This window comes from Abiotrophia defectiva ATCC 49176 (assembly GCF_000160075.2).
In the GTDB taxonomy this organism is placed as follows: Bacteria; Bacillota; Bacilli; order Lactobacillales; family Aerococcaceae; genus Abiotrophia; species Abiotrophia defectiva.
The window spans coordinates 73536-91920 of the sequence record NZ_KI535340.1 but is presented as its reverse complement, the minus strand read 5'-3'; the positions used below and the strand labels follow the sequence as shown (position 1 = coordinate 91920).

Sequence of the window (18385 nt, the reverse complement as noted above, 5' to 3'; positions counted from 1 at the left end):
ACTTAGAAAGGGGTGAACCCATGGGGTTATTTGATCGTATACGGCGTGCCTTTACCGGGGAAGATGCCGTTGTCAAAGAAGAAGAAGTAAAAAAAGAAGACCAGATAGTCATTGACTCCTACGACCAAGGGACAGCCAAGACCCGTCGCAACTTCACTGATATTATGACCAACCTCTTCACGAGCTTCCGCGAAGTGGATGAGGAGTTCTATGAGGACTTGGAAGAAGCCTTTATCGGGGCGGACGTTGGTTTTGCGATGACTATCGCTATTACTGATGCCATTCGTGATGAAATCGAACGGACCGGGGTCCACAAGCCAGAAGATGTGAAACGCGTCCTTCTGGAGAAAATGGTCCAAGTCTATGAGAGAGGCGGCCAAAATCTGGTTTCACTTAAGGAGAACCCAGATGGCCCTACCGTTATCCTCTTTGTCGGGGTTAATGGGGTAGGGAAGACAACCTCGGTCGGTAAGATTGGTTATCAGCTCAAGCAAGAAGGCCACAAGGTCCTCATGGCGGCTGCCGATACCTTCCGGGCTGGTGCTGTCGAGCAACTGAATGTCTGGGGCGAGCGTCTGGATATTCCGGTGGTAACGGGCAAGGCCCAAGGTGACCCGGCTGCGGTTGTCTATGATGCGGTTAAGAAAGCCAACGCTGAAGGTTATGACTATCTCTTAGTTGATACGGCCGGTCGTTTACAGACCAAGGCCAATCTCATGGAAGAATTGGCTAAGATTAAGCGGATTATTGAGCGTGAGAACCCAAATGGGGTCCAAGAAGTCCTATTAGCTTTGGACGCGACAACCGGGCAAAATGCGCTCATCCAGGCCAAACAATTTAATGAAGCAACTGAGATTACCGGCTTGGTGCTGACTAAGTTAGATGGAACAGCCAAAGGGGGCGTAGTCCTCTCCATTCGCTATGAATTGGATATTCCAGTTAAGTACATTGGTCTCGGTGAGAAGGCGACTGACTTGAAGAAGTTTGATGCTGAAGCCTATATGTACAGCTTGGTCAAGGATGTTCTAGAAGTGAAGCATTAAGATAGCGAGAGGTTGGGTTAGCCCAGCCTCTTTTTGTAATGGAGATGAAGTCGCTGTGATTTGGATTATCGCAATCTTAAGGAAAACTTTACTTGCGTGTGGGATTTTTTTAGGGTAGGATAAGATGTTAACAATCTATCTGTTTGAGGAGGTCCTATGGAAAAACAATCTTCCTTTAAGTTTGTCATTCAATATAATCTACTTTTATCCATCTTTGCTAGTACGGCCATTTCAGCCGCTATTTTAATAAAATATAGTCAGTTTTCTTGGGGGCAGTTGGCCGTGGATACGACACAAGCCATTATTATCAGTGTCTTGGTCGGCGTGGGCTTTCCTTTTGACTTGATCACCAAGCCACTTAAGTCAACTCTGTCATTAAGCGGCTGGCCTTTGCGTTTGGCAACGAACGCCATGATTTGTGCGGTAGTCGCGGCGGCTGTGACCATCTATTTCAAGCTGCTGATCTTTGGCTTTGGGCCGGCAACTGGCCCTGCCTTCCTAGCCGATTATCCCTTGTCATGGGCAGTTGGGGTAAGTGTGGCTTTTATTCTAGAACCTTATCTCTTATCATTTTTGCAAGCAGATAGCTAAAATAACCTAGTGCTCTTTGGGCACTAGGTTGTTTTTATAACAATAAGACTTAGGCAGGCCTAATCTAGTTTGTCTTGACTCTAGAAACATGGTAGAATAAGACAAGAAGGATTAGGAGACGAGGTGTCGCAATGAAAAAAAGCCAAAGTCAAGAAGACTACCTTAAGTTCATTCACGAGGCAGGACATGGACAATATGTTTCTAACAAGGAAATTGCCACTGGTCTCAATGTAGCCCCCCCTTCGGTGAGTGAGATGATTACTAAATTGGCCCAAGAAGGCTTGGTTGCCTATAAGCCCTATAGCGGAGCCATGCTAACGCCTCAAGGTCAGAAATTAGCCATTGAACTAGTGCGTAAGCATGAAATCTGGGAATATTTCTTAGAGCACAAACTAGGCTATACTAAGACGGAAGTCCATGAATTGGCTGAGCTCTTAGAACACGCAACTTCAACGGATTTGGCCAATCGCTTGGCTGCCTATATCCAATATCCTGAAGGGTAGGCGTCTCTAATGGATTTAGCAAAAGTAATGCGGGTCAATCAGCTGCTTGGTTTTTACGGCGGGCTCTTGACTGATAAGCAACAAGCTATGCTTGGCCTCTACTACGAGGAAGACTTTTCCCTGGCTGAAATTGCTGACCACTATGATATTAGTCGCCAGGCCGTCCGGGATAATTTGAAGCGGGCTGAGCAGACTTTAGAGCACTATGAAGATCAGCTCCATCTCTTAGCACGTCGAGAGGCAAGACTAGCCTTGCTAGACCAGATAGCCAGTCATACGGACCAAGTGGGTCAGACTTTCCTAGCAGAAATTCGGGCCATGGATCAGTAGCTTGATCCTGTAATGATGAACAAGATAAAATCAAAACATGGGGCTAGTTGAGTGCTAGCCAAGAAGGAGGAACACAATGGCGTTTGAAGGATTATCCGAACGCTTGCAGAATGCCATTAGCGGCATTGGTGCCGGAGGTACCATTAGCGAAGCAGACTTAAGACAGATGATGCGGGAGATTCGTCTAGCCCTTTTAGAGGCCGACGTTAACTTCCAAGTGGTGAAGAGTTTTGTTAAGACAGTCAATGAACGGGCCTTAGGCTCAGATGTCTTGGCTTCATTATCACCCGCTCAACAAGTAGTCAAGATTGTTGACGAAGAATTAACCGCCCTCATGGGTGGCGAACAGGTGCCACTTAACTTTGCGACCCAACCGCCAACCATTATCATGATGGCTGGTCTCCAAGGGGCCGGGAAGACGACAACCGTAGGTAAATTGGCCAAATACGTTCAAGCTCAAGGCAAGAAGCGTCCTTTGCTGGTAGCGGGCGATATTTACCGTCCAGCAGCCATTGCCCAACTCCAAACCATTGGTCAGCAATTAGGGTTTGATGTCTTTAGCTTAGGTTCTGATGTTAGCCCGGTTGAAATTGCCCGTCAAGCGGTGGCTCAAGCTCGTATACAAGGCAATGATGTGGTCTTAATCGATACGGCAGGTCGTCTGCACGTCGATGAGACCCTGATGGAAGAGTTACGTCAAATTAAGGCAGCGGTTAACCCGCACGAAATTCTGCTGACAGTGGATGCCATGACCGGTCAAGACGCGGTCAACGTGGCCAAGGCCTTCAACGATTCTCTGGATATTACCGGGGTGATTATCACCAAATTAGATGGGGATACCCGGGGCGGGGCGGCTTTATCGATTCGCTCAATCATTGACCGTCCAATTAAGTTCACCGGTCAAGGTGAAAAACTAGACGCCCTGGAGCCATTCTATCCAGACCGTATGTCTAGCCGGATTCTAGGTATGGGGGATATGATGACCCTGATTGAGAAAGCTCAACAGGAGTTTGATGAAGCCCGCGCCCAAGAGATGGCGGATAAGATTAAGGCCAATAGCTTTGACTTTAATGACTTTATCGAGCAAATGGACCAAGTCAACAAGATGGGCCCACTCAAGGACTTGATTAAGTTAATCCCAGGTATTAACAAGATTCCTGGCCTGGATGAACTAGATGTCAACCAGAAGGATATGGCGCGTGTTAAGGCCATTGTCCTCTCCATGACACCAGCTGAACGTGAGAATCCAGATATTATTTCTCAGAGCCGTCGTAAACGGATTGCAGCTGGTTGTGGTCAGTCGCTAGCCGATGTTAACCGCATGATTAAACAGTTCAATCAGTCACGCGATATGATGAGCCAAATGTCTAATGGTAAGATGGGCGGTATGAAGAAAATGATGGCCCAACTCCAACAAGGCGGTGGTGGCTTCCCAGGTATGGGGGGCGGCGGTATGAGTGATACCGACTTCATGACACCCGAACAGTTAGCTAAACGTAAGGCTGAAAAGGACTTACAACGCAAACTCAAAAAATTGAAGAAACGTCGTTAAGATAAGCAAAGAGGCTGGATATTCCAGCCTCTTTTTCTAGCTATATAAGCGAAAGTCTAAACTTCTTTGAAGGTATTATCGCCCTTATAATTCTCTTCCAACTTGCGGAATTGGTCGCGGGTATCTTGTGGCAGGGCTTGGCCGATATCCATCATGCGGACAATGTCCTTGAAGGCGGCCTGAGGAATGGCCAAGTCGGCCAAGTCTTCAGGACTAATCTGCAGATTAATCGGATTAGGATCTCCTGCAGCAAACTTATTGACAAAGTCTGGATCCGCCACAAAGGGGGTGGAAATCCCCACTAATTCAGCATGTTCTAGGGCTTCTTGGGCCTTGGCAATAGAATTAATGCCACCCGTTACCATGAGAGGAAGCCGACCAGCTAAGTGCTCGTGGACGACTTGGTTGATTAGACGGCCTTGATGGGGGCCCGCAGCTCTCACGCGGTTGCGGAAGACATCCCGTCCCCAACTTGCTAGGCAGAGGTAGTCCAAGGGCACACGCTCCAAAATCCAATCCGTCACTTGATTGAATTCTTCTACTGTATAGCCGACTTCTTGGCCACGTGTTTCCTCAGGCGTACAGCGATAGCCTAGGATAAAGCCTGAAGGTGCTAGTCGTTCGACGACTTCCATAATGGCGTCCCAAATTTCTAAAATCAAGCGAGCGCGATTTTCTAGACTATCAGCCCCATATGCATCCGTCCGCTGGTTGGAGAAGGTTGACAAGAAGGACTGAGGCAGCAGACGTTGGGCACTGGATAACTCGATGCCGGCAAAGCCCGCTTGGATGGCTCGGCGCGTTGCGTCCGCATAGTAGCCAATAATGGCCTTAATCTGTGACTGATCTAAGGCTTTTACTTGGTGGGGGATAGGGGAATTTAGGGTCATTGGGCTGGGGCCGTAAACATAGCCCTGACGTCGCAGGTAAGGCTCCGCAAATCGTCCCGCGTGGGTCAATTGGATGAGCGCCTTGGCGCCATCTTGCTGCATAGCCTGAGCAAGTTTTGTCAAACCCGGTACACAGGCATCCTCAGCCAGACTGGGTCCAAATTCGAAGAGTTGTCCCTGGGGATGAATGTAGGCAGCCCCGGTGATTTGCAGGGGGGCTGACTGGGCCCGGCGGCGGGAGTAGGCCAAGTCTTCTTCGGTAATGTGACCTTGAGCGGTTGAGGAATTAGTGGTCATAGGTGAGAGAACGAAGCGATTGGCTAAGCTATGGGCACCTAGACTTAGTGGGCTAAGCAGGGGGGATGGCATGTGAGACACTCCTTCGGCAGCTGTTCAATCAGCTAGCATAATCAGATACTTACACGTTAGCACGAAAATTTTATCTGGTCAATCGCCATGAGTTGACAATCCCCTAGGTCTGATTGATAATAAAATTATTGATGAAAATGGAGGGGTCACATGTTATTAAGTGTTTTGGATTATGCCATGGTAGACAGTGGCCGAACAAGCCAAGAAGCCCTGAGGGAGACAGTGGCCCTAGCGCAATTAGCAGATGAATTGGGCTATCACCGATTCTGGGTGGCCGAGCACCATCAGGTGCCAGCCCTAGCCAGTGCTAGCCCGGAGCTCATGATCATGCATTTGTTGGGTAAAACGCAGCGCATTATGATTGGTTCGGGTGGCATCATGCTACCTCACTACCAGCCTTATAAGGTCGCTGAGTGGGTGACTACCCTCAGGTCTCTCTATCCTGGTCGTGTCAATGTGGGCTTAGGAAATAATCCAGGTACCAGCTCTGTCAGAGAATTGATGGGGACGGGCGAGCTTAAGCGTTCCGATTATGCCCAACAAGTGACCGACTTGGTTGAGTATTTAGCAGATCCTGATGCAGTTGGTTTACATGCGGCAGGTCCTAGCCAGGAAGCCCTCTGGTTGCTGTCGGCTGGCCTTCAGTCAGCCCAGTTAGCAGGAAGTTTAGGTCAGGCTTATGTCTATGGCTATTTCCTAGCACCAGGCAAAGACCCACTAGCCAGTGCCCAAGAAGCCTTAACTACTTATCGAGCTGCCTGCCAAGAAGCAGGCCACAGGCCGCAAGCTAGCCTAGCGGTCTTTGTAGTCTTAGGACAGGATGAGACTCAGTGTCAGCAACTCCTATCAGCCTTAGACGTCTGGCAACTGGGCAAGCAAGATTATGCTGAATTCAAGACCTTCCCAACAGTCCAGGAGGCGGCCGTTTATCCCCTAAGTCAGGAGGACCGAGCACAGATTGAAATTAATCGCCAGCGGGTAGTCGTGGGCACCCTTGACCAAGTCAAGCAGCAGCTAGATGACTTGGCGGCTAGTCTAGACCTTGAGGAGCTAATGGTCATTCCTTTAGTGCCAGACATTAAAAATCGACAAGCGACACTCCAGGCTTTAGCGCAAGCCTATCAACTAAATCAAGATAAGAAATCGGAGGAATTATAATGAAGAAATTAGGGAACTATTTATGGGTTGAAAAAGAAGGGGATACCTATACTCTTAGCATGACACCAGAATTACAAGACGATGTTGGGACAGTCGGCTATGTGGAATTTACCCGCGAAAGCCAAGTTGAGGCTGGCGACTCTCTCTTAAGTTTAGAAGCCTCTAAGACCGTCCTAGATATCTTCTCACCCCTGTCTGGGCGTATTGTGGAGGTTAACACAGCTGCTCAAGATCAACCAACCTTGCTTAACTCAGCCAATCCAGCAGAATCCTGGTTGGTGCGCTTGACAGATGTTGAGGAAGCAGCCTTCTTAGCCTTACCAGATCCGCTAGACTAAGACAGGAGGGGCTGACATGTTTGCGCAAGAATTGGACGCCCTGATTCGTCATCTTGGGGCTAGCCCTGAGCCGGGCAGTGATGAAGAAAAGTTCCGGCAATATCGTGGCTTAGTTAATCAACGCCTGCCTTATCCAGTTAGTCAGGACTATCTGGATTTGGAAAGTCGCTTCTTGGCGGCCTGGCGCCAGCAGGAACCTATTTATGGCTTAGCAGATTGCCAGAAGACAGCGCGTCCCTCACTCTATCTCTGGCAGGGCGATATTACCCGTTTAGCGGTAGATGCTATTGTGAATGCAGCTAATTCGGCCATGCTAGGTTGCTTTGAACCTAACCATTATTGCATTGATAACCAAATTCATACTTTTGCCGGCGTTGCTTTGCGCTTGGCCTGTGCTGATTTGAAAAAAGCCCGGGGTGGTAAGCCGCTGCCTGTCGGTCAAGCTCTCATGACATCCGGCTTTAATTTACCAGCCAAGCAGGTCATTCATACGGTAGGGCCACGCATTCATCATTTGCCGGTATCGCCCATGATGCAGGACCTACTCAAAAAGGCTTATCGAGCTTGCTTGGCTTGCGCCGACCAAGCGGGTTTGGCGACAATCGCTTTCTGCTGTATTTCGACTGGTGAATTTTCCTATCCTATTGAAGAGGCGACGCCGATTGCCATTGAGACTGTCTCCGCTTATCTAGCGGAGACAGGTTCCAAGCTCAAGGTCATCTTCAATGTCTGGACAGATAGCCAGTACCAACTCTATCATGACTTACTTAATTCTAAGGAGGCCTCCCATGTGGCAAGCACTAACTAAAACCTATCCCAATCAAGCCCAACAACTCTTGGCCCTGCTTAAGGAAGCTCAGGCTGTAGTTGTGGGGATTGGGGCTGGCATGTCAGCTGCGGATGGTTTTACCTATATTGGCCCACGTTTCCAAGAGGCTTTTCCTGACTTTATTGAAAAGTATGGCTTTCTCGATATGTTGCAGGCCAGTCTCTTTGATTTCCCTAGTTGGTCGGAATATTGGGCCTTCCAAAGTCGTTTTGTCTGCCTCAACTACCTGGATCAACCCGTGGGGCCTTCTTACTTGGCTCTTAAAGACTTACTCAAGGACAAGGACTACCATATCATTACGACCAATGCCGATAATGCCTTCTGGGTGGCTGATTATGATCCTAACAAGGTCTTCCATATCCAGGGGGAGTATGGCCTGATGCAGTGCAGTCGCCATTGCCACGCCCAGACCTATCGGGATCATGCGCTGATTCGCCATCTGGCTCAGCACCAAGTCCAAGGCCAGGTGGCCTATGAAGACATTCCCCTCTGTCCTAAGTGTGGGGCGCCACTAGAAATCAACAAGCGAAATGCTGAAAAGGGCATGGTGGAAGATGGAGACTTTATGGCCCAATTGGGTCGCTACAAGGATTTCTTAGCTAACCATGAAGGGGACAAGGTGCTCTATCTTGAAATCGGGGTAGGCTTTACCACACCACAATTTATTAAGCAACCTTTCCACCAAGCGGTCATGGCCAATCCGGATGCCCTCTTGGTGACTTTAAATCAAAAACAATATCGCATGCCACGCGCCATTCAAGACCGGACGGTCTGGCTGTCTCAAGACAGTAAAGACCTCTTGTTGGCCTGTGTGGCTAATCAAGCCTAGGAGGATCACATGTATCTAATTGAACCTATTCGAAATGGCCAATATCTGCCTGATGGGGCCTTAACGCTGGCTATGCAAGTCTATGTCCTTAATCATTTAGACCTAGACGAGACCATACTTTTCCCTTATTACTGTAAACCTAAGGTGGAAATCGGTCGCTTCCAGAACGCAGAAGTTGAAGTCAACCATGACTATCTTAAGGAACATGATATTCAGTTAGTCCGTCGTGACACGGGCGGTGGGGCGGTCTACTGCGATCAGGGGGCCGTCAATGTCTGCTATATTATGCCAGGTCATACCAATATCTATGGCAACTATCAACGTTTCTACGCACCCGTTGTCAAACTCTTGCATGATATGGGGGCAAGTGAGGTCGAACCAAGTGGTCGTAATGACCTGACGGCACTAGGTAAAAAGGTATCAGGTGCTGCCATGACCATGGTAGGTGGCAAGATTTATGGTGGTCACTCCCTCCTATTAGATGTCGATTATGAAGCTATGGTGGAAGTGCTCAATCCTAACCGTAAGAAAATTGATTCTAAGGGCATTAAGTCGGTGCGCAGCCGGGTTATGGGCTTGCGCGAACTCTTGGACGAACCCTATCGCCATATGACCATTGACCAGTTTAAGGATGAGGTCATTTGCCGTCTAATGGGGATTGACTCCATTGATCAAGCCAAGCGCTATCAGCTGACTGAAGAAGATTGGGAAGCCATTGAAGCCTTGGCGGATGCTAAGTATCGCAACTGGGAATGGAACTATGGCAATTCGCCACGTTATAGCTATAATCGCGATGCTCATCTAGCTATCGGGACTGTAGAGTTCAGCCTAGAAGTTGAGGCTGGTCGCATTAGCAAATGCCGCATCTATGGTGATTTCTTCGGTAAAGGGGCCATCCAAGATATTGAAGAAGCCTTACTGGGCACACCTGTTACCAAGCAAGATTTATTAGAAGTCCTATCCAAACAAGACTTGGCTCATTATTTTGGTCCAGTCAGCGCCCAAGAACTGGTGGACTTAATCCTATCCTAACATTTCGGCTCCTGTCCTTTGAAAAGGGCGGGGCTTTTTATTATGCCGCTTGAAAAATTTTCGCCATTAATTTTTTTGGTGGGTGTCTCAAATGCAGTGGCCAAAACTAATATCACTGCTAACAAGAAACCGATATAATTAGTTAGCCATGAAAAGCGCCTATGACCATAGATAAACATAAATTTGAAAGCTAAAAGCCCCTAAACCTAAAATCGCAAGAAAAAATTTTTGCAAACCTAAACATTTTAGGTTGACCTAATCTTTTCTCTGGTGTACAATATAATTAGCGGTAAGAGAGGAGATGATTCATGTGATTAAGACACAAGATCTAACTGTCAGTTATGACAATCAAGTGGTCGCTTTAGAAGGAGTTAATATGGAATTAGCAGGTCCGACCATTACCGGCATTATTGGGCCCAACGGTGCTGGTAAATCTACTTTTGTCAAAGCAATCTTGAACATGATAGACCATGATGGCCAGGTGTTTCTAGACGGGGTGCCTGCCACGAAGATGCTGAAGAAAGTAGCTTATGTCGGCCAAAAGAGCGACATTGATTTCAACTTTCCAATTAAGGTCAAAGAATGTGTCTCCTTAGGCACGTATAGTAATCTCGGTATTTTCCGCAAGGTAAGTAAGAAAGAATGGAATAAAGTTGAAAAAGCGCTCGCCCAAGTTGGCTTGAGTGACTTCGCTAACCGACAAATCTCAGCCCTCTCGGGTGGACAGTTCCAACGCGTTTTGATGGCACGTTGTCTGGTTCAAGAAGCAGATTACATCTTCTTGGACGAGCCCTTTACAGGGATTGATTCGGTCAGTGAAGAGATTATTATGAATATCTTGAAGGATCTCAAGACCCAAGGCAAGACCGTCTTGATTGTCCATCATGATTTGCATAAGGTACGGCGTTACTTCGATCAGTTGATTATCATCAATAAGCAACTGATTGCTGTAGGGCCTACTGAGCAGGTATTTAATGACCAGAATATGAAGGCCGCCTATGGCGACAGTGTTTATTTTAGTAAGGGAGGTGACCTGGTATGACCTTGATTCATGACTTTATTGAGAATGTGTCGACCCTGCATTATATGCAGAATGCGCTAGTCACCGCCATTGTCATTGGGATTGTCTCAGGGGCTGTAGGGTGTTTCATTATCCTAAGAGGGATGTCTCTTATGGGGGATGCTATCTCCCATGCGGTGTTACCAGGGGTCGCTTTATCCTTCATCTTGGGGATTAATTTCTTCGTCGGGGCCATTGTCTTTGGGCTTTTTGCCTCCATGATTATTACCTTCATTCGAGGAAATTCAATTATCAAGGGGGATACAGCGATTGGGATTACCTTCTCCTCCTTCTTGGCCTTGGGGGTCATTCTGATTGGCTTGGCCCGGAGTTCGACAGACCTCTTCCATATTCTCTTCGGGAATATCTTAGCGGTTCAAGATTCTGACAAGTGGATTACCATTTGGGTTTCAGTAGCGGTGCTAATCGTCATCATCCTCTTCTTCAAGGAGTTGTTGATTACGTCCTTCGACCCGCAAATGGCTAAAGCCATGGGTATGAAGGTTAACTTCTACCACTACCTCTTAATGATTCTCTTGACCTTAGTGTCTGTAACGGCCATGCAAAGTGTCGGAACCATCCTGATTGTGGCCATGCTTATTACACCTGCTGCCACCGCCTATCTCTACGTCAATAGCCTTAAGTCTATGATTCTCCTCTCATCGACTTTGGGGGCTGTGACTTCAGTATTAGGTCTCTTCCTCGGGACTAGCTTCAACGTGGCGGCCGGCTCCAGCATTGTACTCACCTCAGCTGTGATTTTCGCGATTAGCTTCTTCATCTCTCCAAAACAACAATTCTTTAGAAAGCGGGTTTTACGCAAATGAAACATAAGCTAATGAAATTAGTGGCACTCTTGACGGTATTGTTTTGTTTGGTACCAAGCGTGAGCGCCCAAGATAAAAAACTCAAAGTTGTCGCAACTAACTCTATTATCGCCGATATCACCAAGAACATTGCGGGTGATAAAATCGATCTTCACTCCATCGTACCAGTAGGCCAAGACCCTCATGAATATGAGCCACTACCTGACGATATTAAGAAGACTACCCAAGCTGATTTAATCTTTTACAATGGCATTAACTTGGAAACTGGGGGCAATGCTTGGTTCACTAAATTGGTAGAAAATGCCAAACGAGTGGAAAATAAAGACTACTTCGCAGTCAGCGAGGGCGTGAAAGTCATTCACTTGGAAGGTGAGGGCGAAACCGGTAAGGAAGACCCTCATGCTTGGTTGAACTTAGAAAATGGGGTGATTTACGCTAAGAACATTGCTAAACACCTGATTGAAAAAGATCCAAGCAACAAGGACTTCTACCAAAAGAACTTGGATGACTATGTTGCCAAGTTAGAAGCTTTGGACAAGGAAGCTAAAACTAAGTTTGATGCTATTCCGGAAGAGAAGAAAATGATTGTTACCAGCGAAGGCTGCTTCAAGTACTTCTCTAAAGCCTACAATGTACCATCAGCTTACATCTGGGAAATTAACACCGAAGAAGAAGGCACACCTGACCAAATTCGTGATTTGGTTAAGAAGCTCAAAGGTTCTAAGGTATCAGCTCTCTTCGTAGAATCAAGTGTGGATGACCGTCCAATGAAGACCATCTCTAGCGAGACCGGTATTCCAATCTACGCTAAAATCTTCACTGACTCTATTGCTGAAGAAGGCCAAGAAGGCGACAGCTACTACTCTATGATGAAGTATAACTTAGATAAGATCTCAGAAGGTTTAGCTAAGTAAACAAAATTTTCGCATCTGTAAAGTAAAAATACTTTACAGATGCTTTTTTATATGTTAGACTAGTGTCTGTAATCAATTGAGGAGGTGAAATTAACATGGCAGTTAAAATTCGTTTGAAACGTATGGGTTCTAAGAAAGCACCTTTCTACCGTATCGTTGTTGCTGACTCACGTTCTCCACGTGATGGTCGTATCATCGAGAAAATCGGTCACTACAACCCATTAACTAACCCAGCTACTTTAGAAGTTGAAGAAGAACTCGCATTGAAATGGTTATCAAATGGTGCGCAACCATCTGACACCGTGCGTAACCTCTTGTCTTCAAAAGGGATCATGAAGAAATTCCACGAAAGCAAATAGTCTCGAGCAGTGTTCTAGATAAAGGATGATGAGATATGGTAAATATTGAAGCATTAATTACTGCAATCGTGAAGCCGCTCTTGGACCACCCAGAAGATTTTGGCGTGGAACAAGTAGAGACCGATGACTTCATGGAGTATCATTTGCACTTGAATCCGCAAGATGTAGGTCGTGTGATTGGGAAGAAGGGCCGTGTAGCCCGCGCCATCCGGACTATCGTCTACAGCGTTAAGACTCGTGGTCGCAAGCGGTCACGCATTGTCATTGCTGACCATGCGGAAGAAAGTTCAGCAGAATAATCAAGCGCCCTTAGGGGCGTTTTTCTATATTCATTAGGAGGAAATCGGTGAAGAAAGAAGAAAGAAAAAAGCTTAAAGAAGTATATGGTTGGCGGACATGGGCCGGTAGTGGCCTCTTGCTGTTCTTATTAATTTTTACGTTCTTTGCTTATCTGGCCCTCCTTGCGACCCAACCCCAAGCTCTTTTGGCAGGCCAGGAACCTTTCCCAGAAAGCTCGAGCAAGCATGTAGTGGTAGAAGCAGAGTCGATCTTTCTCCTGGCTGAAGAGGATAATGTGGCTATCTACCTTGTCTCAGCTGCTAAAGTAACAGATAAGCCTTACCTAGTCTTGGTCGCTAGCAAAGATGATCCGGATGTCGCCGCTGCTCGCCTTAAGACCTATGGCGCACTGCTCAATGAGCCTGCCAAGCTGATTGGGGAAGTGGATAAGAGTGACGCGGCCAAGAAACTCTTAGATACGATGGCAGATAATAGTGAAACGGGTCTTCCATACCGTGATCAGCTATGGACGGAATATCTGGTCAACATGAAAGAATATCGTCAGTCACAAAGGACCATCCATTGGCTAGCTTATGGTTTTACAGCAGCCACTGTCTTGTGTATCGTATGGGGCTTGTTCAATCGTTATCGCCGCCATCAAATCTATAATCGTCTTTATCAAGCTTTCCCTGAACTCAAGGGCCAGCTTGACCACTTGCAAGTAGCCAGTGATTATGCAGATGACTATCGTGGCCTCTACCTCTATAAAGACAGTTTGATTTGCTTGGGGCTGCGCATGGCCGTTCTGCCTATAAATGACTTAGTCGCTTTGACCTTGAATAAGGTAGTTTCGCAGGGCCGTTACGGGGTCAAACAAGTAAACTACTTCTTCCGAGCACGAGATGTGAAGGGGAAATTCCATACCTTTAGATCCTATCATGGTCGCAAGAAAACTCTGGCGGAAGACTTGGAGACCTTCCTAGTTGTGATAGGGCAAGGCTATCCTGATTTGAAAATCACTTCTAAATAAGCTTAAGACGCCTTTGGGGCGTCTTTTTCATTTGGCAAGTCATATGTCTCAGAGTCTCTATTATCAAACTCATTGCTTTTGTTAAGGGAATCTTTCTTATTAAGTAAGAAATCGCTTGAAAATAGCTGTACAATTCTATGAAAGGGGTTTATAATAGAGCTATACTTACGGAGAAAGAAGGGTGTTTATGAAGGAAAAGAACTTGCGTGGCCTTTGGGCAACTGTTTTTCTCACCGTTTTATTTGGTGGATTTGCTATTTTAATGTGGTTTATAGGTGGGATTGCAAGTAGCCCGCAGTATGTTGTGGACCGGGGTGGCCTCTTCCCAAGTAATTTTGGCCAAAATGTAGCCATCAAAATGGAGGCTATCCAAGAAATTGGCGCCATTAAAGGTGATGATAAGGCCGGAATGTACTTAGTTCAATCAGGGGATAAACTTGTTGCCCTTATAGCATCCAAGGATGATGCAGATATTAAAGCTGCCTTAGCCGCTCAGGAAAAAGGTGAATTAGCTAATAGTCCTGTTCTTGTAGCAGGGGATAAGGCTGATAACTCAAGTGCCAAGGACAACATCTCTAAAATTCGTCAAAACCTTAAAGCAGAAGCTCAGTCGTCCTTAAATGGTTCCTATCTCATCGATGTCCAAAAGCATAAATCAAATGCCCAAATGCTTATGTACGGTGCCTATGGCTTTGGTGCGATTACCTTGTTCTTCATCGGGCTCTTTGCCTTCAATGTTTCCCGCCGTAAGAAAGCCTATCGTGATCTCTATGCCCAATTCCCAGAATTGGAAGGCAACTTGGATCTCTTGGTATCAGGTGGACAATATGCTGACAGCAAGCGTGGCCTCTATGTCTACAAGGACCACCTCATTGCTTTAGCTCAACGAAACACCATCGTGCCTGCCAAGGATGTCCTCTACCTGGTGGCTGTTAAACAAACCATTCATCAGGGCATTGCTAGCCATGTTAACTACACAGTTGAGGCCTATGATAAGAACTTCAAGAAACATGTTCTTAGCACATTATTAGGCTCTAAGAAGACCTATGATGATGATGTCAATGCCTTTACTTACTTCGTAGATCAGCACTACCCTGAAATTCTAGTGGGTGCTGATCATGCACCAGAATACCAAGCATTGAAAAATGCTGCAGGTCTTTAATAAGCCCTCACCGGGAGAGTCAGCCTTAGGGCTGGCTCTTTTTCATGGAAAGGGTTCACAAGCCCCACTAAAAAGAGTATAATAAATTTATCATTTAAGAAAGAAGGTAAGTTATGAAACGCAATAATCTACGTAATGTTTGGCCTTATTTAATTTTTGCCATGATTTGCGCTGCCCTTGGTGGCTTCCTCTTCTATAAGAGTCAGAATTCAAGTGCTGACCAGTTTGTAGAACAAGGCTTGGTCTATCCTAAGACGGAAGCTCTGACGGGGCATACCGCAGTCACTATTAAGGAAATTATTCCTGTTTTGGAGATTACCATCACAAAAACAAAAAATGGGGTAGTAGTGTCTGAAAACAAAAATACAGGATTGGTTGCTTACTTGGTCTCTGACGGCGAGCGGGCTTTTCCAGTAGTATTACATGATGATTCCAAAGTAGTTAAAATCCTAGAGGAACGGATTAAGGCTGGTCAACTGGAATCTAATCCCCTAAACGTTGTGGCTTATGCCTCAAAAAGTAAGGATGACCTGCAAATTGCAGAAAAAGTGATCCAACGTGCTGATGTTGATGCTTCTGTCAAATCAGGCTATGATGATTCTGCGCTCTTAGATGTGGCAGAAGCTGAGAATCGCCTTAACATCATGCTTTTCGTAAGCTTTGCCTTAGGCGCAGCGGTTCTATTATTGCTACTTACCGCTCTCTGGAAATACTGGAAAAATACTAAGTTCTACAGTACCTTGTATGATCACTTCCCAGAATTAGCTCAAGACTTGGATAAATTAGTGACCGACAGTGATTTCCATAGCCCTGAGTTAGGTCTCTATGTCTACAAGAATCACCTAGTAGTGATTGGGGGTAATGATCGTATCATCGACTTGACTCAAATCATCTATACTTATGCAGTCCGTCAAACCAATAATTCAGTGGTTACCTTCCAAGTTCACTTGCATAATAACCAATTCCGCCGTCTTGTGGTCAAACCGCGTCGCTATCAAAGAGACTTCACGCAATCCATGTTAGATCGTCTCATGGTTTACTTGCAAGAAGCCTATCCATCTATGTTGGTAGGCGTTCAACATGCGACCGATTATAAAGAATTAAAACGTCAAGCACGTGGCTAAGCCATAAGTGACTAAGCAAAGGACTGGGGTAACCTGGTCCTTTTTGATAGTGGTGATAAGACAGACACTCTTGTATAATAGACATAGTAGCTGTGGAAGGAGACAAACTATGAAAAGATATAAATTAATGAAGCTCCTGCCTTATTTAATCGTGGCGTCTATCTGCCTCTTAATTGGGGGCGGCCTTGCCTTTATTAGCCAAGGGACGAGCGCTGATAGTCTCCGTGCCCAAGGCTTGGTCTATCCCAATGTCTCTAGAGTCAGCCGTCTGACTGTCGTCCCAGTAACCAGAATCACTTATGTCTCTGCCGTTAGCAATGTGGTCAAGGAGCGAGGTAAGATTGTCTATCGCGATGATAAGACCGGAATGAGTCTTTTACTCGTTAGTGATGGGGGATTGGATATCCCAATTTTGTTCCGAGACGACTCCTCTCTTCTTTCTATACTCAAAGAAAAAAGCGACCAGAGGCAACTAGCGACTGAGCCCCATTATGTCATAGCCATGGTTGATGACGGTGACAAGAGTAAAGAATTTCTACAATCAATCGAAAGCTATGTCACCGATAAGACGGGCAACCGTGTCTTTATAGGTGGGACCTTGCTTAATCAAGACAAGGCGGAAACCTATATTCAATCCATGAAGTTAGTCAGCTATATCTTCTTTGCTTTAGCGCTGGCGGTATTGGGATTCACAGCCTATCGCTATAGTGCCATGCGACGTTTTTGGAGCCAAGTTTACCAAGTCTTGCCAGAGTTAGCAGAGGACCAGGATTTACTAGTGAGTCAGAGCCAGTTCAAGTCTAAGCAACTGGGACTCTATCTCTACCGTAACTATCTCCTTGTCTTAGGAGCTAAGGAGCGCTTGATTGACCTTAGCACGGTATTGGGCTTAAATCTGAACTATGAAAGCAACAATGGCCGCTTGAAGAGCCGGCTAATCCTCTATTATGACCGAGACCAGTTTGAAACAGTTAAACTTCGCCCCTATCCAGAGAAGGAGGCGCGTGCCTTCCTAGAAGGTCTGATGGCCTGTCTTGAAAAACACCATCCTCATATCCTGCTAGCTGATGAGCGTTTGGCTATCTAGGAGTTGGCTAGACAAGGAAAAGGCAGTTCGTTATAATAAAGTAACGAATAATAACTAGAAAGAAGGAATTCTATGAAACCAAACTTTAAGCGTGGCGTGATCAGTCTTGTGATTTATGGTTTGTTGCTTTTAAGTGCGGCTGGCTTCTTCCATTATGTGGCGACTCAATCGACACCTGACAAGTTAGCCAGTGAAGGTTATGTTTATCCTAAAACGCGTGCAACCACTAAGGGTAGCAAGACCACCTTCGCAGTAAAAGCTATTTACAGAATTGAAGATACCAAGTACGAAAAAGAACAAACCTTTGTCATGGCCGATGATAAGAGCCTTCTGGTGACTGAGGCAAAGCCAGATTTAGCCATTATCAAAAAGCTAGAAGAAGCGAAAAGAAAGGGCACCTTAGCAACCAATCCGATTACGATTATGGGGGAAGTCAAGGAGCTCAGTAGCCTTTCCCTCCAAAACACTAGACAATCTCTAGAAAAGCAAGAGCCTGGAGTGACAGACAATAAGGAATTTGAGATTAAGAAACTCAATCTAACAAGTGTTGCTAGTGTTGAAAGCACTGGTACCATTATGACTGCAGGGACTGCCTTAGTAGGCTTAGGTTTCCTAGCCTATGCAGTCTTCCGTTATGCAAGCAATAAACGCTTCTACGACCAACTCTTAGTAACCTTCCCTGAGCTAGGTCAAGATGAACAAGCCTTACGTAAGGGTGCGACCTACTACGAGAAGCATTTGGGCGTCTATGTCTATAAGGATCAATTGATTGTCATGGGGCGTAAGAATGCCATTGTGGACTTGCGTGACATTATCTATAGCTATGTCTATAAGGAAACCAGACGCTTTAACCTCTACAAGACCGTCAAGTTTGTGGTTTATCTCCATACCAAAGACTTCAAACGCTTAGCTGTCTTCCCAGCCAAACACACAGTTAAAGACACTGAAGCCAAGTTAAATCGACTGATGGAATATCTGGATGCAAGCTATCCTCAAATGTTAGTTGGATTTGACCATAAGGACGAATATATGGCCCTCAAACAAGCAGCGGGCCGTCGTTAAGACAACTAGAATCAGGC

General features: G+C 46.1%; 21 protein-coding genes. 20 read left to right on the top strand and 1 reads right to left on the bottom strand.

The features are described 5' to 3' along the window. Positions 1-20: 20 nt before the first annotated feature. The 5 genes from ftsY to ffh all read left to right on the top strand — a co-directional run bounded on the left by ftsY (position 21) and on the right by ffh (position 4019). A complete protein-coding gene (ftsY, locus tag GCWU000182_RS00465) occupies positions 21-1043 on the top strand; it encodes a signal recognition particle-docking protein FtsY (protein ID WP_023390756.1) in 1023 nt (340 codons plus the stop codon). Between the two features lie 156 nt (positions 1044-1199). Then, entirely contained in the window at positions 1200-1634 is a 435-nt protein-coding gene (locus GCWU000182_RS00460) for a hypothetical protein (protein ID WP_023390755.1), read from the top strand. Between the two features lie 131 nt (positions 1635-1765). Beyond that, positions 1766-2137, top strand: coding sequence for a metal-dependent transcriptional regulator (locus GCWU000182_RS00455; protein ID WP_023390754.1), 372 nt, complete (start codon positions 1766-1768; stop codon positions 2135-2137). Positions 2138-2146: 9 nt separating this feature from the next. After that, the gene (gene ylxM / locus GCWU000182_RS00450) at positions 2147-2467 is read left to right on the top strand and encodes a YlxM family DNA-binding protein (protein ID WP_023390753.1); all 321 of its coding nucleotides are present in this window, start codon (positions 2147-2149) and stop codon (positions 2465-2467) included. A 76-nt stretch (positions 2468-2543) separates the two neighbouring features. Further along, positions 2544-4019: a signal recognition particle protein gene (gene ffh, locus GCWU000182_RS00445; protein ID WP_023390752.1), complete on the top strand. Its 1476-nt coding sequence runs from the start codon at positions 2544-2546 to the stop codon at positions 4017-4019. A 56-nt stretch (positions 4020-4075) separates the two neighbouring features. Here the strand turns inward: ffh and GCWU000182_RS00440 are convergent, their stop codons facing one another. After that, on the bottom strand, positions 4076-5278 hold the full coding sequence (locus GCWU000182_RS00440) for an NADH-dependent flavin oxidoreductase (protein WP_035363802.1): 1203 nt from the start codon (positions 5276-5278) through the stop codon (positions 4076-4078). Between the two features lie 150 nt (positions 5279-5428). Here GCWU000182_RS00440 and GCWU000182_RS00435 point away from each other — a divergent pair, with 150 nt between their 5' ends. The 15 genes from GCWU000182_RS00435 to GCWU000182_RS00365 all read left to right on the top strand — a co-directional run bounded on the left by GCWU000182_RS00435 (position 5429) and on the right by GCWU000182_RS00365 (position 18368). Further along, on the top strand, positions 5429-6436 hold the full coding sequence (locus tag GCWU000182_RS00435; protein WP_023390750.1) for an MsnO8 family LLM class oxidoreductase: 1008 nt from the start codon (positions 5429-5431) through the stop codon (positions 6434-6436). Further along, on the top strand, positions 6436-6774 hold the full coding sequence (locus GCWU000182_RS00430) for a glycine cleavage system protein H (RefSeq protein WP_023390749.1): 339 nt from the start codon (positions 6436-6438) through the stop codon (positions 6772-6774). The genes GCWU000182_RS00435 and GCWU000182_RS00430 overlap by 1 nt, the downstream gene beginning before the upstream one ends. A 16-nt stretch (positions 6775-6790) precedes the next feature. Continuing rightward, positions 6791-7582, top strand: a complete 792-nt coding sequence (locus GCWU000182_RS00425; RefSeq protein ID WP_023390748.1) for a protein-ADP-ribose hydrolase — start codon at positions 6791-6793, stop codon at positions 7580-7582. Continuing rightward, positions 7563-8432 (top strand): SIR2 family NAD-dependent protein deacylase, encoded by an 870-nt coding sequence (locus tag GCWU000182_RS00420; protein ID WP_023390747.1) that lies wholly within the window; start codon positions 7563-7565, stop codon positions 8430-8432. Before GCWU000182_RS00425 ends, GCWU000182_RS00420 begins: the two co-directional genes overlap by 20 nt. Positions 8433-8441: 9 nt before the next feature. Further along, the gene (locus GCWU000182_RS00415) at positions 8442-9464 is read left to right on the top strand and encodes a lipoate--protein ligase (RefSeq protein ID WP_023390746.1); all 1023 of its coding nucleotides are present in this window, start codon (positions 8442-8444) and stop codon (positions 9462-9464) included. 310 nt (positions 9465-9774) lie between these two features. Further along, entirely contained in the window at positions 9775-10506 is a 732-nt protein-coding gene (locus tag GCWU000182_RS00410; RefSeq protein ID WP_035363800.1) for a metal ABC transporter ATP-binding protein, read from the top strand. After that, positions 10503-11351 carry a metal ABC transporter permease gene (locus GCWU000182_RS00405; protein ID WP_023390743.1) on the top strand — a complete coding sequence of 283 codons (849 nt, stop codon included), beginning with the start codon at positions 10503-10505 and terminating at the stop codon, positions 11349-11351. Before GCWU000182_RS00410 ends, GCWU000182_RS00405 begins: the two co-directional genes overlap by 4 nt. An 11-nt stretch (positions 11352-11362) precedes the next feature. Next, positions 11363-12265, top strand: coding sequence for a metal ABC transporter substrate-binding protein (locus tag GCWU000182_RS00400; protein WP_156905299.1), 903 nt, complete (start codon positions 11363-11365; stop codon positions 12263-12265). A 95-nt stretch (positions 12266-12360) separates the two neighbouring features. Next, the gene (gene rpsP / locus GCWU000182_RS00395; protein ID WP_023390741.1) at positions 12361-12624 is read left to right on the top strand and encodes a 30S ribosomal protein S16; all 264 of its coding nucleotides are present in this window, start codon (positions 12361-12363) and stop codon (positions 12622-12624) included. Positions 12625-12659: 35 nt separating this feature from the next. Further along, a complete protein-coding gene (locus tag GCWU000182_RS00390; RefSeq protein ID WP_023390740.1) occupies positions 12660-12923 on the top strand; it encodes a KH domain-containing protein in 264 nt (87 codons plus the stop codon). Between the two features lie 47 nt (positions 12924-12970). Then, complete coding sequence (locus tag GCWU000182_RS00385; RefSeq protein WP_023390739.1) at positions 12971-13933, top strand: hypothetical protein; 963 nt, start codon at positions 12971-12973, stop codon at positions 13931-13933. 187 nt (positions 13934-14120) lie between these two features. After that, positions 14121-15095 carry a hypothetical protein gene (locus GCWU000182_RS00380; protein ID WP_023390738.1) on the top strand — a complete coding sequence of 325 codons (975 nt, stop codon included), beginning with the start codon at positions 14121-14123 and terminating at the stop codon, positions 15093-15095. A 113-nt stretch (positions 15096-15208) separates the two neighbouring features. Then, complete coding sequence (locus GCWU000182_RS00375; RefSeq protein WP_023390737.1) at positions 15209-16219, top strand: hypothetical protein; 1011 nt, start codon at positions 15209-15211, stop codon at positions 16217-16219. A gap of 109 nt (positions 16220-16328) precedes the next feature. Then, positions 16329-17306 (top strand): hypothetical protein, encoded by a 978-nt coding sequence (locus tag GCWU000182_RS00370; RefSeq protein WP_023390736.1) that lies wholly within the window; start codon positions 16329-16331, stop codon positions 17304-17306. A gap of 72 nt (positions 17307-17378) precedes the next feature. Then, positions 17379-18368, top strand: a complete 990-nt coding sequence (locus tag GCWU000182_RS00365; protein WP_023390735.1) for a hypothetical protein — start codon at positions 17379-17381, stop codon at positions 18366-18368. The last annotated feature ends 17 nt before the right edge of the window (positions 18369-18385 follow it).

What these genes read in the sequence shown, in the direction of transcription:
- GCWU000182_RS00415 (WP_023390746.1), top strand. Translation starts at nt 8,442, where the DNA reads ATGTATCTAATTGAACCTATTCGAAATGGCCAATATCTGCCTGATGGG.
- GCWU000182_RS00370 (WP_023390736.1), top strand. Translation starts at nt 16,329, where the DNA reads ATGAAAAGATATAAATTAATGAAGCTCCTGCCTTATTTAATCGTGGCG.
- GCWU000182_RS00375 (WP_023390737.1), top strand. Translation starts at nt 15,209, where the DNA reads ATGAAACGCAATAATCTACGTAATGTTTGGCCTTATTTAATTTTTGCC.
- GCWU000182_RS00390 (WP_023390740.1), top strand. Translation starts at nt 12,660, where the DNA reads ATGGTAAATATTGAAGCATTAATTACTGCAATCGTGAAGCCGCTCTTG.
- GCWU000182_RS00460 (WP_023390755.1), top strand. Translation starts at nt 1,200, where the DNA reads ATGGAAAAACAATCTTCCTTTAAGTTTGTCATTCAATATAATCTACTT.
- GCWU000182_RS00440 (WP_035363802.1), bottom strand. Translation starts at nt 5,278, where the DNA reads ATGCCATCCCCCCTGCTTAGCCCACTAAGTCTAGGTGCCCATAGCTTA.
- ylxM (WP_023390753.1), top strand. Translation starts at nt 2,147, where the DNA reads ATGGATTTAGCAAAAGTAATGCGGGTCAATCAGCTGCTTGGTTTTTAC.
- GCWU000182_RS00365 (WP_023390735.1), top strand. Translation starts at nt 17,379, where the DNA reads ATGAAACCAAACTTTAAGCGTGGCGTGATCAGTCTTGTGATTTATGGT.
- rpsP (WP_023390741.1), top strand. Translation starts at nt 12,361, where the DNA reads ATGGCAGTTAAAATTCGTTTGAAACGTATGGGTTCTAAGAAAGCACCT.
- GCWU000182_RS00430 (WP_023390749.1), top strand. Translation starts at nt 6,436, where the DNA reads ATGAAGAAATTAGGGAACTATTTATGGGTTGAAAAAGAAGGGGATACC.
- ftsY (WP_023390756.1), top strand. Translation starts at nt 21, where the DNA reads ATGGGGTTATTTGATCGTATACGGCGTGCCTTTACCGGGGAAGATGCC.
- GCWU000182_RS00380 (WP_023390738.1), top strand. Translation starts at nt 14,121, where the DNA reads ATGAAGGAAAAGAACTTGCGTGGCCTTTGGGCAACTGTTTTTCTCACC.
- GCWU000182_RS00425 (WP_023390748.1), top strand. Translation starts at nt 6,791, where the DNA reads ATGTTTGCGCAAGAATTGGACGCCCTGATTCGTCATCTTGGGGCTAGC.
- ffh (WP_023390752.1), top strand. Translation starts at nt 2,544, where the DNA reads ATGGCGTTTGAAGGATTATCCGAACGCTTGCAGAATGCCATTAGCGGC.
- GCWU000182_RS00455 (WP_023390754.1), top strand. Translation starts at nt 1,766, where the DNA reads ATGAAAAAAAGCCAAAGTCAAGAAGACTACCTTAAGTTCATTCACGAG.
- GCWU000182_RS00420 (WP_023390747.1), top strand. Translation starts at nt 7,563, where the DNA reads ATGTGGCAAGCACTAACTAAAACCTATCCCAATCAAGCCCAACAACTC.
- GCWU000182_RS00400 (WP_156905299.1), top strand. Translation starts at nt 11,363, where the DNA reads ATGAAATTAGTGGCACTCTTGACGGTATTGTTTTGTTTGGTACCAAGC.
- GCWU000182_RS00405 (WP_023390743.1), top strand. Translation starts at nt 10,503, where the DNA reads ATGACCTTGATTCATGACTTTATTGAGAATGTGTCGACCCTGCATTAT.
- GCWU000182_RS00435 (WP_023390750.1), top strand. Translation starts at nt 5,429, where the DNA reads ATGTTATTAAGTGTTTTGGATTATGCCATGGTAGACAGTGGCCGAACA.